At 44.4% G+C, this 14,022-nt stretch carries 14 protein-coding genes; 5 read left to right on the top strand and 9 right to left on the bottom strand.

Features of this window, described 5'->3' with window-relative positions:
• Positions 1–49 precede the first annotated feature (49 nt).
• The 3 genes from QUB70_RS05255 to QUB70_RS05245 are packed head-to-tail and all read right to left on the bottom strand — an operon-like array spanning position 50 to position 3,196.
• Positions 50–1,675, bottom strand: a complete 1,626-nt coding sequence (locus QUB70_RS05255) for a mucoidy inhibitor MuiA family protein (RefSeq protein WP_332978786.1) — start codon at positions 1,673–1,675, stop codon at positions 50–52.
• On the bottom strand, positions 1,668–2,264 hold the full coding sequence (locus QUB70_RS05250) for a Uma2 family endonuclease (RefSeq protein ID WP_332978784.1): 597 nt from the start codon (positions 2,262–2,264) through the stop codon (positions 1,668–1,670). The genes QUB70_RS05255 and QUB70_RS05250 overlap by 8 nt, the downstream gene beginning before the upstream one ends.
• A gap of 41 nt (positions 2,265–2,305) precedes the next feature.
• A complete protein-coding gene (locus tag QUB70_RS05245; protein ID WP_332978782.1) occupies positions 2,306–3,196 on the bottom strand; it encodes a methylenetetrahydrofolate reductase in 891 nt (296 codons plus the stop codon).
• Between QUB70_RS05245 and QUB70_RS05240 the strand changes: the two genes are divergently transcribed.
• Positions 3,107–3,328 (top strand): hypothetical protein, encoded by a 222-nt coding sequence (locus tag QUB70_RS05240; protein WP_332978912.1) that lies wholly within the window; start codon positions 3,107–3,109, stop codon positions 3,326–3,328. The two genes, QUB70_RS05245 and QUB70_RS05240, sit on opposite strands and share 90 nt — an antisense overlap.
• 17 nt (positions 3,329–3,345) lie before the next feature.
• Here QUB70_RS05240 and trpS read toward each other — a convergent pair whose 3' ends face one another.
• Both trpS and QUB70_RS05230 read right to left on the bottom strand, forming a co-directional pair.
• A complete protein-coding gene (gene trpS / locus QUB70_RS05235) occupies positions 3,346–4,356 on the bottom strand; it encodes a tryptophan--tRNA ligase (RefSeq protein WP_332978781.1) in 1,011 nt (336 codons plus the stop codon).
• A 224-nt stretch (positions 4,357–4,580) separates the two neighbouring features.
• Positions 4,581–5,696 carry an HlyD family secretion protein gene (locus QUB70_RS05230; protein ID WP_332978780.1) on the bottom strand — a complete coding sequence of 372 codons (1,116 nt, stop codon included), beginning with the start codon at positions 5,694–5,696 and terminating at the stop codon, positions 4,581–4,583.
• Between the two features lie 472 nt (positions 5,697–6,168).
• Between QUB70_RS05230 and QUB70_RS05225 the strand changes: the two genes are divergently transcribed.
• The 4 genes from QUB70_RS05225 to QUB70_RS05210 all read left to right on the top strand — a co-directional run bounded on the left by QUB70_RS05225 (position 6,169) and on the right by QUB70_RS05210 (position 9,434).
• On the top strand, positions 6,169–6,393 hold the full coding sequence (locus QUB70_RS05225; RefSeq protein WP_332978779.1) for a secretion protein HlyD: 225 nt from the start codon (positions 6,169–6,171) through the stop codon (positions 6,391–6,393).
• A gap of 169 nt (positions 6,394–6,562) precedes the next feature.
• Complete coding sequence (locus QUB70_RS05220) at positions 6,563–6,757, top strand: hypothetical protein (protein ID WP_332978778.1); 195 nt, start codon at positions 6,563–6,565, stop codon at positions 6,755–6,757.
• Between the two features lie 144 nt (positions 6,758–6,901).
• Positions 6,902–7,090, top strand: a complete 189-nt coding sequence (locus tag QUB70_RS05215; protein WP_332978777.1) for a hypothetical protein — start codon at positions 6,902–6,904, stop codon at positions 7,088–7,090.
• Between the two features lie 133 nt (positions 7,091–7,223).
• On the top strand, positions 7,224–9,434 hold the full coding sequence (locus tag QUB70_RS05210; protein ID WP_332978776.1) for a peptidase domain-containing ABC transporter: 2,211 nt from the start codon (positions 7,224–7,226) through the stop codon (positions 9,432–9,434).
• 363 nt (positions 9,435–9,797) lie between these two features.
• On the opposite strand, the gene QUB70_RS05205 is transcribed toward QUB70_RS05210, so the two are convergent.
• The 4 genes from QUB70_RS05205 to QUB70_RS05190 all read right to left on the bottom strand — a co-directional run bounded on the left by QUB70_RS05205 (position 9,798) and on the right by QUB70_RS05190 (position 13,948).
• Positions 9,798–10,802 (bottom strand): PDDEXK nuclease domain-containing protein, encoded by a 1,005-nt coding sequence (locus QUB70_RS05205; RefSeq protein ID WP_332978904.1) that lies wholly within the window; start codon positions 10,800–10,802, stop codon positions 9,798–9,800.
• Positions 10,803–10,882: 80 nt separating this feature from the next.
• Positions 10,883–12,136 (bottom strand): RNA-guided endonuclease IscB, encoded by a 1,254-nt coding sequence (gene iscB, locus QUB70_RS05200; protein WP_332978775.1) that lies wholly within the window; start codon positions 12,134–12,136, stop codon positions 10,883–10,885.
• Positions 12,123–13,673, bottom strand: coding sequence for a group II intron reverse transcriptase/maturase (ltrA, locus tag QUB70_RS05195; RefSeq protein ID WP_332978903.1), 1,551 nt, complete (start codon positions 13,671–13,673; stop codon positions 12,123–12,125). Before ltrA ends, iscB begins: the two co-directional genes overlap by 14 nt.
• Before the next feature lie 8 nt (positions 13,674–13,681).
• Positions 13,682–13,948: an HNH endonuclease gene (locus QUB70_RS05190; RefSeq protein ID WP_332978774.1), complete on the bottom strand. Its 267-nt coding sequence runs from the start codon at positions 13,946–13,948 to the stop codon at positions 13,682–13,684.
• Positions 13,949–14,022: the final 74 nt, after the last annotated feature.

Below are 14,022 nucleotides of genomic sequence, written 5' to 3'. Positions count from 1 at the left end.
AGAGGAATAAGCTGTAGATATGGCTACAACTTAAGAGCATAAATCCTAATTAAATATCTAAACCGATGACTGTTAACTCGGGAGGATGTTCGACCACAAACTGATAATATAACTCTTGTTTTGCTTGCGGAGGCAGAGACATTATCCATTCCAGCAGTCCCATTTCACCTGCTACTATCTTCGGATTAGTTAGAGTCGATCGCACTTTAATTTGTTCATTACGGCTGACTGGCAATTGCTCTTTTAGTGTCAGGTGTACCTGCACCTGCCGCAAGTTTGTCACATTTAAGCGATAAGCGTAACTCATGCGCCGCTGCTGGCCGATCAGTTTTTTATCTACTTGTCTTTCTACTAATTCCCGCTCTATTTTTAGCCCTTCATCTATTCCTAAATTTAGTTTATATTCTTGCCCAGGGGAAACATTTTCTAACTGCACAGTGCCGACAAAAGTGTTGTCGCGAAAGATATTTGCTTTACCCGGAAGCAGAGTTGCACCTGTCAGCGGATTCACAACAACTGCTTGCAAATAGGCAAAACTGACTAATCGCGGGACGGCTATATATTCAGGTTTAAACGGATAATTTTCTCTGAAAACCATCACTTTGTGCGGTGTACCGTCGCTGGGAATCTTGGTATTTCCCCCTACTTGAAATGAGACGGTGCCGCCTTCTTTCGATACTGTTGCTGTCGCGGTTTGAGCTGCTATGGATTCGGGTGCGGCAGCAGCATCACTAAGAGCCATCATTGCAAATGCCCTCTCTGGTTCCGCAGTCTGTGGGCTTCGTGTTCTCATAAATTCTGGGGTTTGAGCAGATTTTGGGTGAACAGTATCGATAAACCAGGGTTCTAGTTTGGGGGGCAAAGTTCCCATTCCGGGTTTTGCTGTAGATAAAGTCAGCGCTACTCCCGTCCAAGCTTCGCCTGTATTTTGATTGACTTCGGCTAGGTAATTGAGATTAATTTGGTTGTTGGTAGTGTTGACTCGCAAGTCGTAAAGGGGAGTCCAGCGGGCTCCCATTACTACATAGGAAATTTCTAGTTCAAAGTTGCCGCTGCCGCTTGGTTCTATGGCGACAATGATGTTAAAACTTTGCTGGGAATGGGAAGTCCTTACTTGTTGGAAATTCTGCTTTAAAGCTTGTATTTGATTGTCTAATTCGTGCTGTTGTCTTTCGTGCTGCGCGATCGCACTTACATATTTTAGGTAATTAGTTCCTAAAAAGTTGAGCAATTCGCCAGTTTCGTTTAAACCTACCTGCTGTTTGGCGATGCTGCTGGAAAAGAAACCGACGCTTTTTTCGCTCAAACCTTCCACAAATTTGAGCTGAATTTTTCGGGCGGTTATTTTGTCGTTAATTGCCCGTCTTTGGGTTTGTAATTCCTGAATTTGTTGGGTTAATTCTGCGATGCCATCCGCTACAGGTTCGCTGCTAAACACTGTTTCGGTTCGCACTCCCAGCAATCGCACGGCAACTGTACCCGCACCGGTTGCTCTGACTGACTCTGTTTCGAGGGTTGCGGGGAGAGATGCGATCGCCAATTCTCGCTCATTTCCCGTCAAGGCCACTGTGGCACGGCGCGTCACCAAAGCGCGATCGGTATAAACTGTAACTTCTGAAATTTTCGACTCTACTATTTTGATATTATCTCGATCGAGTAAATTTGAATCAGTCATTGCTACTAATGCCTCTACGAAACTCCTTTAATGCTTCCAAGGGCGAAGCAAACAAAATGCAGCGCTTCAACAAAGATAAGTCTAACTCTGGCAGCAATTCGCTGCTATCAATCCGCTCATAACCCTGCTCTTGCAAGCGGTAAAGTTGCAGCGTTCCGTCTTCCCAAAACCAGACTTCCGGCACACCCATCAGCCGATATTTCTGAAGTTTAATCGGACTGCCGCTAGTAATCACCACCTCAACGCATAAGTCAGGAACATCCTTATCTGTCCCGAAACAATAAGACAAATCTGCCTGATACTCGACTTGACCTTCAACAATCTGACTGTAAGCGCCGCTGGGGAAAAATTCTATTTCCCTAACTTCAAAGTAGATCCCAAGCAATAGACCAATTATCGATTGAAATGCTTCATGAGGTTTATTAATACCCACAATCTCTAACACTCCTTGACAATAAAATAACCGCACTCCAGGCACATCATCAAAACTAGCTTGAATTGCCTTAAATTGATGCCATGTTAGGCCGCGCCAAGTGAAATGCTGCTCGGCTGCGGGAGAAACTGTGGGATTGTCTATAGTTTGAACCATGACTGTCCTGTTTATTTCAATATGTTAGCAGTAATTCAATTTTAGCTCAGCGGCTCGATTCCTGCCAAATCCAAAATTTGAGGAATTAAATCTTCTCGTTTGACGGCCATCATGTGAACTCCTTGACAAATTTGCCGCGCTAGCTTGACTTGTTCGGCAGCAATTTTTATGCCTTCCTGCAATGGTTCTGGAGCTTTTGCTAAACGATCGATCGTCTCTTGCGGTATGTGAACTCCCGGCACGTATTTTTTAATAAATTCAGCATTTTTAGCTGATTTAAACAAAAATATTCCTGCTAAAACTGGCTTGTTACAGCCCGCAGCAACGTGGTGCATAAACTTATGCAACACTTCAAAATCTGTTATTAATTGACTTTGAAAAAATTGCGCTCCAGCCTCTACTTTTTTCTCAAATCTACTTTGCAAACCAGACCAACTGGCGCATTGGGGATCGACGGCAGCACCGACAAATAAATCGGTAACTCCGTCTGTTAAAGGTTTGTCATTCCAGTCTTTGCCGCCGTTCATTTTTTGAATGACTTGTAACAGTCGTACTGATTCAAAGTCGAATACACTTTTTGCTTTAGGATGGTCGCCCGCTTTGACGGGATCGCCTGTAAGTGCTAATACATTGCGAATGCCTAAAGCGTGGGCTCCCATGAGATCGGCTTGCAGGCCAATTTGATTGCGATCGCGACAAGCAACTTGACAAATTGGCTCAATTCCGTGCTGCACTAAAATCGCCGAAACTGCTAGGGGGCACATTCGCAAAACTGCGCGACTCCCGTCTGTGACATTAATTGCGTGAACTCTATTTTTTAGGCGTTCAGCCATTTGAATTGTGTGAGTCATATCACCGCCTTTAGGGGGGGCAACTTCGGCGGTAATTATAAATTCTCCGGGGGTGGTGCAGGCTGTGCGAAAACGGTTCATGATTATTTGTTATTGGGCAGTTGGCAGTTGGCAGTTGGGAGTTGGCAGTTGACAGTTGACAGTTGGCAGTTGACAGTTGGCAGTTGGCAGTTGGCAGTTGATTATTTGTTATTTCCAACAACTAATGACTAATGACTGCTGACTACTGACTAATTAGGCAAAGAATAACCAAAAGCTTTTTTAACTTTAGTTAGAGTTTGGTTGGCAATAGCTTCTGCTTGTTCCTTTCCCCGACGCAATACCGACTCCAAGTATCCCCGATCGTCCATTATTTCCTTGTATTTATCCTGAATTGGTTTGAGGGCATTAACTGTCGTCTCTGTCAGCAAGGGTTTAAAATCTCCCCAACCCATGTTTTCACACTCCGCTGCTACTTCTTCCTTGGATTTGCCGGAAAGCAGGAGATAAAGTGTCAGCAAATTTCTAGCTTCGGGGCGATCGGGGTCGTCAAAAGTCAAACCCCGCACGGCATCTGTTTTGCAGCGCTTGATTTTTTTGGCGATCGTATCTGGCGAATCCAATAAATTAATTCGACTTTGTTCGGAAGGGTCAGATTTCGACATTTTGCGCGTGCCGTCAGTCAAACTCATCACCCTCGCACCGTCAGTCCGAATTAACGGTTCGGGAAGTTTCAAGACTGGCTTTTCGGGTGTGCCGAATTGGTGATTTAATCTGATGACAATATCGCGGGTGAGTTCCAAATGCTGTTTTTGGTCTTCTCCCACTGGCACTTTGTCGGCATCGTAAAGCAAGATGTCTGCTGCCATTAACACGGGATAATTTAGCAAACCGGCGTTGACATTTTCACCTTGTTTAACTGCTTTTTCTTTAAACTGAATCATATCTTCGAGCCAGTTAATCGGCGTAATACAGTTGAGCAGCCATGCTAGTTCTGTGTGCGCCGAGACGTGGGATTGCACGAAAATAGTAGAATATTCTAAATCGATGCCGCAAGCTAAATAGAGTGCGGCGATCGTGTAAGTGTCGGAGGCTAGAGTTGCTGGATTGTGCGGTGCGGTAATTGCGTGCAAATCGACTACGCAGAAATAATTTTCGTACTGACTTTGACCTTCTACCCAGTTGCGAATGGCACCGAGATAATTACCGAGGTGAAGATTGCCGGTTGGCTGAACTCCTGAAAGAACGCGCTGTTTGCCCATGAGGAAAGAATAGAATTGAACTCACATTTCTATATTGACACGTTATTTCAATTTCAGAGCCTCTAATTTTCTGGCGCCATTAGCAACGGGCTACAAGCCCGTTCCACAAGACATAATTTTGAGGTAGGGATTAGCAACGGGCTAGAAGCCCGTTCCACAAAGCATTTTTTTTGATTGTGCTCCTACCCAATGCCCAATGCCCAATGCCCAATGACTAATTTCGATTATAAATCTGTCAGCAACCTGGCTTTGCGTAAAATAAATGTGAGAACTGTTTCTTCGCCGGTAATAATATCGGCTCTGCCTTCCATTCCCGATTGAATTGAATACTGACGGGGGACATTTGCCTGGGAATTTGCGAATAATTGACCGCTGGTGGATTGGAGTTTGGTTAAATAGGTTTGTTGGGGCTTAATTGCTACTTCGTAATAGGCTGTACCTGAATTATTAGCGGGATTTTGAGGGGCGATCGCATCTGGGGCGATTTCGCTAACAGTTCCTTTTAATGTGCCGTAATCGGGGAAGGGTAAAGCCGAAATCCTGATCTGTACGGGTTGGCCGATTTGGATGCGGGCGATGTCTTGGGATGTCACCTTGGCTTTGACTACCAGGGGTACGTCGCTGGGGACGATTTGGGCGATCGCGCTGCCGGCTTGTACGGTTTGACCGGTATTTTGTACTTCCAATTTGAGAATTGTACCGTCAGCGGGGGCGCGGATCACGCTATTTTTGAGTTGTGACTCAACTTGATTTAGCTGTTTTTTAGCTTGAATTAATTGTTGTTGAAGGGACGATCGCTTGACGAGCAAAACCCGCCGACTTCTACCGAGTCTCTCGGCAACATCCGGCAGCGATGTGGCAATTTTGACTAAAGCGGATTCGACTAATTCCTGTTCGGCGGAACTTCCACTTTGGATGCTTTTAAGTTGGGCGCTGGCCAAAATTTGATTTTCTAAGTCGCGCAGTTGCTGGTTGATTTGCTGTGCTGCTGCTTGAGACTGATTAATGATTTCTTGGAATTGCTTGTTTTGAGTTCCCAAACGCGAAGCGTCTACAACTGCGATCGCATCTCCTTCTTTTACTGTCTGATTTTCGCTGACAGCAATGCTTTCGACGGTTCCTTCGGTTGCTGCTTGCACGACGCGCACTTCTCCCGCCGGCCGGACGATCGCGTCTGCTTTGACTGTAGCGCTGTATTTGGTGACGCTAGCAAGGGCGATCGCCCCGCCAAACGTCGCCACCATCAAAATGCCCCCCAAAGTCGTCCAGCGGCTGACAGGGGGCAAAAACTGGTCGTTATCAAAGGTTTCAGCGGGTGTGGCTTCGGGAGTGCGAGACATGGTGGCTGCTGGGGGTGAGGGGAATAATTTTGAGCTTTGAGTTTTGAGTTTTGAGTTGGGGGGAGGAGGATAGTTTTGAGTTTTGATACCAGTTCAAAAAAACAATGCAACTGTATACAAGCTCCAAACGCTTATAAAATCTGTTATTCCCAATTCTCTAATCTCTAATCTGAAATAGTATGAGCTGGAAAAGGAAGAGATCGACCGCTTATTTCTTTTGTCAAATTTATTTTCCGTTTTCCGGACACCAAAGATAGGTTTAGAAGTCTAAATCAAAATTCACAGGGTCAAGGTCAAAATCCGCACAGCTTTGCTGTCCCCACCCGCAAATTTCCCGAAACATCAAGAATTGTGGAAAAAGCGGGCAACAGTCATGAAAATAGGGCATTTCAGTAATGATTTTTGGCGCTGTTACCCGGTTTTTTTGGGATCTGTACGTAAGTAAGTATATAGGTATTAATAGGAGTTCCTCATGCCGGAAAATCAACAAAATTCATTCTTTACCGAGCTAACCGATCGAGAATCGGCTACTGTCAGCGGTGGCAGTATTACCAGCGGTATCAGCAGTGCTAACAGCAACAGCGGGAGCGAGAACACCAGCAATGACCTCAATATGTTGTTTTTCCTGCCGCAGCCGAGCCAGCTTTATCTGTACGATCCGAACCACTCACGCCCTTACAAAACCATAGTAGTCTAGCTCGGTGAGTCGGTTGTGCGATCGGAATGAATGTTGGAAAATATCTCGGTAATATTCCGGAACTCGCACAGCACTTGAAGAACTATTAGTTAGTAATTACACGAGGCTATAGAGATTTATAAAATTTCTAGTTCTCGTTCCATCTTGTCTAATTAAATCGAGTCAAATCATGCAAGAAACTAAGGAAAACTCACTGTTTGCTGAACTCACCCCTGAAGAATCAGCTAGCGTCAACGGCGGTTACTATTATGCCAACAATCGCTACGACAATGACTGCGATCGCAATCAACGGCGCAGTTGGGTCGTGTACCGCCGGAATTACGACGGTTCATACAGAAGAGTAGTCCGCTACGGCTACTCCTAAAGTTTAGGGCTGTCAATTCAGATATCTAACTGTAGATCGAGAAAGCACCCATAACTTTATGGTGCTTTATTTAAGCGAGGCTGTAGAAATTTCAGATAATTTCTCGTTTCTGTTAATTTTTTTCACCTTAAAAGGAGTCAAATCATGCAAGAAACAAAAGAAAATTCACTGTTTGCTGAACTCACTCCTGAAGAATCAGCTAGCGTCAACGGCGGTTGCCATTATGCCAATAATCGCTACAACCGTCACCGTACTCAACGCCGCAGTTGGGTCGTGTACCGCCGGAATTACGACGGTTCCTTCAGAAGAGTAGTCCGCTACGCTTACTACTAAAGTTTAGGGCTGTCAATTCAGCTCTCTAACTCTTGATTGAGAAGCACCCATAACTTTATGGGTGCTTTTTGCTGATTGGGTAGTTGGTGAGGAGTAGTGTTCATTATGCTCTACTCATTATTCAATTTGCAAAATGTTAAAGAAGATTCCTTTTATCGGCAAAATGCCATTATTCGGACAAGTAAACAGGTTTAATAAATATCAGGTTGTTCTCCAGCAGAGCGAAGAAGATTGCGGTGCGGCTTGTCTGGCTTCGATCGCCAAATTTTACGGACAGAATTTTACAATTAGCCGCTTGCGAGAATTTGCCGGTACCGGTCAACAGGGGACGACTTTACTGGGTTTGAAACAGGGGGCTGAGGCGATCGGCTTTAATGCTCGATCCGTGCGAGCAGCGGCTACTATTCTAGACAAAATTGAGGAAGCACCTTTACCGGCAATTATTCACTGGAACGGCTATCACTGGGTTGTTTTGTACGGAAAACAGGGCAACAAATATGCGATCGCAGATCCCGCCATTGGTCTGCGCTATATTTCCAAAGAAGAACTAGCAGCGGGTTGGACAGATTGGCTGTGCTTGCTAGTAGACCCCGATCCAGAGCGGTTTTTTGCGGAAGCAGACGGTCAACCGCCCGCCAATTCCTTACAAAAATGGATGCGCCGGGTTGGAATTTACCGCCAGATTTTAATCGAAGCATTGTTGCTGAATGTGGTGTTGGGTTTGCTGTCGATTTCGTCGCCTTTTTTAGTTCAACTGCTCACCGACGACATCCTGGTGCGGGGCGACACTCAACTTTTGGCAAGTGTGGCGATCGCAGTTATAGTTATGAATTTTTTTAGCAGCACTTTAGGATTAGTTGAGTCGAACTTAATTGCTCAATTTTCCCAGCGTTTAGAGTTGGGATTGGTGATGGAGTTTGGGCGCAAATTCCTGCGCTTGCCTTTAAGCTTTTACGAAACCAGACGCAGCGGCGAAATCGTTAGTAGATTACAAGACATCCAAGAAATAAATAAATTAGTTTCTCAAGTTGCCATCAGCTTGCCCAGTCAATTTTTTATAGCTGTAGTTTCTTTTATTTTTATGTTGTTTTACAGCACGCAACTGACGCTGGCTGCAACAGCGATCGCTCTATTGATGACTGCATCTACAGTGGTATTTATGCCCGTATTGCAGCAAAAGACGCGGAATTTATTTGTGCTGGAAGCAGAAACTCAAGGCGTTTTAGTCGAAACTTTTAAAGGCGCGCTGACTGTGAAAACTACTAGCAGCGCCCAGCAACTTTGGGAAGAATTTCAAAGCCGCTTCGGCCGCTTAGCAAATCTCACTTTCCGCACTACGCAAATTGGCATTCTCAACAATATCTTTTCTGGTTTTATTGCTTCAGCGGGCGGCATTACTTTGCTGTGGTTGGGCAGCGGTTTGGTGATTGACAAGGTATTGAGTATCGGTCAGTTGCTGGCGTTTATTAGCATGAGTCAAAACGTTACTAATTGGGTGAATTCTTTAGTCGGATTTGCTGATGAAATGACTCGCGTTCAGACAGCAACTCAACGGCTTTCAGAAGTCATCGATGCTGCACCGGAAACTAAAAATGATAGTAATAAACCTGCTGTCACGATTCAAGGCCGCGACGAGATTGTTTGCAAGAATGTTAATTTTCACTACCCCGGCAGACTTGACTTGCTGGAAAATTTTTCTGTGACGTTTCCTGGGGGTCAAGCAATTGCTTTAATCGGCTATTCCGGCTGCGGAAAAAGTACGCTAGCTAAGGTAATTGCTGGTTTGTATCCGCTGCAATCTGGTAATGTGAGAATTGGCGGTTACAATTTGCAGGATTTGTCTCTCGACAGTCTCAGACAGCAGGTGGTTCTAGTTCCTCAAGAAGCGCATTTTTGGAGCCGTTCGATTCTCGAAAATTTTCGTTTGGGCAGTCCAGATGCCAGCTTTGAACAGATTGTGAAAGCGTGTAAAATTGCGGGGGCTGACGAATTTATCAGCCAATTACCTGATAAGTATCAAACTGTTTTAGGGGAGTTTGGAGCGAATATTTCTGGGGGACAAAGACAGAGATTGGCGATCGCTCGCGCAATTCTCAACAACCCGCCCGTATTGATTTTAGACGAATCTACCGCAGGGCTTGACCCGGCAAGCGAAGCGGAAGTTTTGGAAAATTTGCTGATGTACCGGCACGGGAAAACCACGATTTTTATCAGTCACAGGCCGCGAGTGATCGATCGCGCCGATTGGATTATCATGTTAGAACGCGGTAGGTTGAAAGTGCAAGGGTCGGCTGCAAAATTGCGATCGGTTCCAGGAGACCATTTAGAGTTTTTGCATCCTTAAACAGATTAGTAAATTTGTAAGCTGTTACGCATTTAAAATAGTATTGTAGGGTGCGTCAGCCCTATCTTGTTTCCCTTGCTTAGTAAGTGTTCTAGCTGACGCACCCTACAGGCCTCGTTAGTGGTTTAAATGTCGAACAGCTTACAGTGCGTTATTCAAGAACCTACCTTAAGCTGTGGAGCATTTAAACCATTAACGATCCAGGTAAGGTGCGTCAGCTAGAACACTGACTCTACATGGGAAACACTTATTTACTGACGCACCCTACTATCCTCCTTTAAATGCGAAACAGCTTACAAATTTACTAAAAACTGTTTTGATAGCATTTAAGCCTATTTTTAACATTAATCTAGCGATCGCCTTTTATCGTTCCTCCTCAATTTCAATGTCTACTGCCTCTAACTCAGCTTCCAACTGCTCAACAGTCGGCAAACTCCCCTGTAACTGTTCCGGCAAATCCTCCCGCAATTGATAAGTCGAAACGCCGATCGGTTTATTCATATCCCGCAAAGCATATTCGACAATCTTCTGCTTTTTATTTTTACATAAAATCATTCCAATAGTCGGCATATCATCCCGGTGTTTCAGCAAATCATCCACTGCCGAAACGTAAAAACTCATCTTCCCAGAAAACTCCGGCTTAAACGCTTCCACCTTCAAATTAATTACCACAAAACAACGCAAACGTAAATGATAAAACAATAAATCAATATAAAAATCTTCCCCTTCAACCTCCAGATGATACTGACTGCCCACAAAAGCAAACCCCACCCCCAACTCCAGCAAAAAATCCCGAATGCGATCGATTAAAGCTTTCTCTAATTCTCTCTCTTCTGATTCCTTTCCTAAACTGATAAAATCAAAATTATAAGGGTCTTTCAACAACTGTTGAGCTAATTCAGATTGCGGGTTGGGGAGAGTGCGAGAGAAGTTAGTATCAGCTTTCCCTTGTCGCCGATACAGCCCGCTTTCTATTTGATGAACTAATACATTTCGACTCCATCCTTGCTCGATAGTTTGGCGTGCATACCACAGGCGTTCCTCTGACGATTTCAGCTTTTCCATTAAGGCGATATTGTGATACCAAGGAATTTGTGCAAGCACCTCTTGCACAAATTGTTCATCCGGGTAAGTTTCCGCAAAACTTCTCATATACTTGAGATTGCGAGGTGAAAAACCCTTCATCTCAGGAAAAGCTTTTTGCAAGTCAGCAGCTAAATTGTCTATAATTTTTGCTCCCCATCCTCGCTGCTGTTGTCGGTTTAAAATATCCCGTCCAATTTGCCAGTAAAGCAACACTAATTCGCGGTTAACAGAAATTACAGCCCGCACTTGAGCTTGCAAAATACGTGCCTTAAGTTCCCGCAGAAAATCATCTATCCGCCCCCTTGGATACCCACACCATACCTGTACTCAGGTTGGTGTTGGGAGGAAAAGGGGGGCATGGTCTATGCGACATAAGAGTAACCATCCTTCTTGAAAATAGTTGAGCAGTATTTGTGGCTGATTCCTTGGATTAATGTTGATGCAGAAATATTAAATGAGCCTGATGTGCGGACAGCAACTCTCCCCACGTAAGTTCCAATTTTCTTGCCAGTAGTAACAATTGCTTTTACGATGTCGCCAGTTTGAAAACCTTTAACAAACTTGAATCTAGGAACATAGCGAGAAGGGAGTCCAAATTTGTCAGTTCTACACATCTGCCTAGAACCATGACCAGTTGCTTTAATGAGCAAAGGTTTATCGGTTAGAACTTCCAGAACATCTACTTCACCAACACAAGCAGCATCAATCCAGTGGGTTTTAGTTAAACCCAATCTAGTTCTATTGAACTTAGTTTTACCACCTGAACCAGTGGCAACAGGTAGTCCAGTAGTTTTAAGAGCGTTGAACAAAGCCCAACGGGTAGAATTAACAGCCGCCGCGTCTTTGAGTGGACGCTTTGATTGTGTCAGCACTTTCTTCAAAACATCGGGCTTCTTAGCTAAGAAAACCTTGATATCTTGAGTACCTTTCTTGATGTTGCAAGGCTCACAAGCTAGGCATAAATTAGAGATACGGTTAGAGCCGCCTTTTGATTTTGGATGAATATGCTCTATCTGTAACCGCACATTTTCTGCGTCACAATAAGAACATTTTCTGTTCCATTTCTCAAGGAGATATTCACGAATTTCATAGCCAGCTAAAGTACCTTGCTGATATTCAATACCTGAGATTTCAGGGTTTTCACATTGCTGTAAGTCGAACCTGACAAGTTCAGATTTGATTAAACCAATCGGAGCAAACTTTATAAGTCTGCGTACCCAAGTCACGATCGTATGTACTCGATGTTCAAGACTTGGCGCTAACCATCCTTTAGAGCGAGTGCGATTTAAAAATCTAGCTTGACGGTAACGAGTATGGCGATTCCTTCTCCCACGCCGCAATTCTTTACGGGATTCAAGGCTATTTTTAATAGCTTGACCGCGATGAGTTAGTTCAGCACCAAAGATAACTTTGCCACCTTGAACTAAGGCTATTCCTGTTGTTTTTGAGCCAGCATCAATTTTGATTTCTATTGGTTCGGGTGTTGCCTCCACTTCTTTTTTAAGGTCGGGTAAGAGGGCATACGTCGCCGCATCCCCCTCCCCAACGAACCGGACGTGACACTTTCGCATCATCCGGCTCTGGCATTCTTGGACTCCGAGGTTATTTAGTACCATGAACTTTCCTGTGACAAATTTGGTGGAGGTGTATAAGATTGTCGATTTCATCTGTGCCTCCATTTGTCACTTCAGTTATGTGGTGAGTGTGGATTTGTTCTCCGTTTAGCAGGTAGTCTCCGCATTCAGTGCATCTCCAGTGCTGGAATTGAGCCACTTTGTAGAGCTTCGAGCCTTTAGCCCATACGCTACTACCCAGTTTTGATTGGCGTTTCTTCCAGTAATCTACTTTGGTTGAGTCATCTGGACTAGCTGCGCCTTCAACCTTTGTATGTCTCAGGATTGGGATGTCACTTACATCCTTGAGATAAAGTCTCTTTCTTTTTCCTGTTCTATCCTTGGTGTCGGCAAAGAATGTCCAGTGGTCATTTCCCAGTACGGTAAAGTATTTGTTCTTTACCCTTTTGAGATGTTTCTGGTGGTGTCGTCTTTTACACCATTGCCATAGCATTTGTACCATTCTATGGTTGAATGTAGCGAAGATTTCCTTGCTGGAGCAGTGCCTGTAATAGTTAGCCCATCCTCTTAATATGGGATTGAGATGTTTGATGACTTCTTCCGGTTTTACCGTTTTGTGTCTTTTGAGCCATCCTCTGATTTCCCTGAGTTTGGCAATCATCTTTTCTTTTTGAGGTTTGCAGAGCGTGGTTCCGTCTGAGTAGCTTCGGATTGTAAAACCTAGGAAGTTGAATCCATCTCGCTTATTAACGATTCTGGTTTTTTCTTCGTTTAGCTCTAATCCTCGCTTTCTCAGCCATTCTTTTATTTCAGGCACAACAGCTTCCAAGTCTTCCTTTGTTTCGGCGGTGACAAGGAAATCATCAGCATACCTGATATACCCAAATCTAGGATAATACCTGTTTGTGTAGTAGGTTTTGCCTTTGTATTTCCCACTCTTGCTCTGTTTGACTTTCTGGTGGTTGGATAATACTTCTCCTTCCAGTCCGTCTAGGGCGATGTTAGCCAGAAGTGGGCTAATGATACCGCCTTGGGGAGTGCCTGTTTCTGTTGGGTTAAACTTGTTAGCCTCCACGTAACCTGCTTTTAGCCACTGTTTGATTAGTTCTTTGCTAGGAATTTCTCCAATAGCATTGAGTACGTATTCGTGGCTAATGTGGTCAAATGCTCCTTTAATATCTGCGTCTAGAATCCATTCATCGCCTCCTTTTCGTAATCGGGTATGAACTTGTTCTATTGCATCGTGAGAGCTTCGCCCTGGTCGAAAACCATAGCTGTTGGCTTCAAATCTAGCTTCCCAACTCGGCTCCAGTGCGTTTTTGACCACTGCTTGCATCACTCTATCTTTGAGAGTTGGTATCCCCAAAGGACGCTTTTTACCATTTGCTTTTGGAATGTATATCCTTTTAGCAGGTTTTGCTTTCCAAGGGTTTAGCTTCAGGATTTCGTGTATTAGTTGGATTCTCATCTGAGGGTTGAGGGCAAGTTGGTTATCCACTCCTGCTGTTTTCTTGTCGGGTAAGGAGGAACACGTCGCCGCGTCCTCCTCCCCTAAGAACCGGACTTGACAGTTTCCCATCATCCGGCTCAAGCCTCCAAAACCTCAGAACGTTTGCCTGTATGTATGTACTTGTGACAGGCTTTGTGAAGGTGAACAAGGTTTTCAGCCTTGTCTGTTCCTCCATCTACCACCCTATTTTTGTGATGGGTGTGCAGTTCTTCTCCATTGAACAAGTGTTCACCGCATACTGGACATTTCCAATTTTGGTTAACCGCCACATTATGGAGTTTTGAGCCTTTTGCCCAGTACGATTTCCCGTATTTGGATTGGCGGTCTTGCCAGTATTTGGTCATTGGTGACAAGTTAAGGCTGTAAGTCTTTTGTCAAGAGGTTTTCAGAGAATTGTTGAAAAAGAACTGGTCAGACC

Source organism: Microcoleus sp. A003_D6 (assembly GCF_036702825.1).
Classification (GTDB): Bacteria; Cyanobacteriota; Cyanobacteriia; order Cyanobacteriales; family Microcoleaceae; genus Microcoleus.
The sequence above is the reverse complement of the archived record's forward strand: the minus strand, read 5'-3'. Positions and strand labels throughout refer to the sequence as shown.

Bases quoted from the DNA above. Each gene is read 5' to 3' on its own strand.
- QUB70_RS05255 (WP_332978786.1), bottom strand. From the start codon at position 1,675: ATGACTGATTCAAATTTACTCGATCGAGATAATATCAAAATAGTAGAG.
- QUB70_RS05250 (WP_332978784.1), bottom strand. From the start codon at position 2,264: ATGGTTCAAACTATAGACAATCCCACAGTTTCTCCCGCAGCCGAGCAG.
- QUB70_RS05245 (WP_332978782.1), bottom strand. From the start codon at position 3,196: ATGAACCGTTTTCGCACAGCCTGCACCACCCCCGGAGAATTTATAATT.
- trpS (WP_332978781.1), bottom strand. From the start codon at position 4,356: ATGGGCAAACAGCGCGTTCTTTCAGGAGTTCAGCCAACCGGCAATCTT.
- QUB70_RS05230 (WP_332978780.1), bottom strand. From the start codon at position 5,696: ATGTCTCGCACTCCCGAAGCCACACCCGCTGAAACCTTTGATAACGAC.
- QUB70_RS05225 (WP_332978779.1), top strand. From the start codon at position 6,169: ATGCCGGAAAATCAACAAAATTCATTCTTTACCGAGCTAACCGATCGA.
- QUB70_RS05220 (WP_332978778.1), top strand. From the start codon at position 6,563: ATGCAAGAAACTAAGGAAAACTCACTGTTTGCTGAACTCACCCCTGAA.
- QUB70_RS05215 (WP_332978777.1), top strand. From the start codon at position 6,902: ATGCAAGAAACAAAAGAAAATTCACTGTTTGCTGAACTCACTCCTGAA.
- QUB70_RS05210 (WP_332978776.1), top strand. From the start codon at position 7,224: ATGTTAAAGAAGATTCCTTTTATCGGCAAAATGCCATTATTCGGACAA.
- iscB (WP_332978775.1), bottom strand. From the start codon at position 12,136: ATGGTACTAAATAACCTCGGAGTCCAAGAATGCCAGAGCCGGATGATG.
- ltrA (WP_332978903.1), bottom strand. From the start codon at position 13,673: ATGGGAAACTGTCAAGTCCGGTTCTTAGGGGAGGAGGACGCGGCGACG.
- QUB70_RS05190 (WP_332978774.1), bottom strand. From the start codon at position 13,948: ATGACCAAATACTGGCAAGACCGCCAATCCAAATACGGGAAATCGTAC.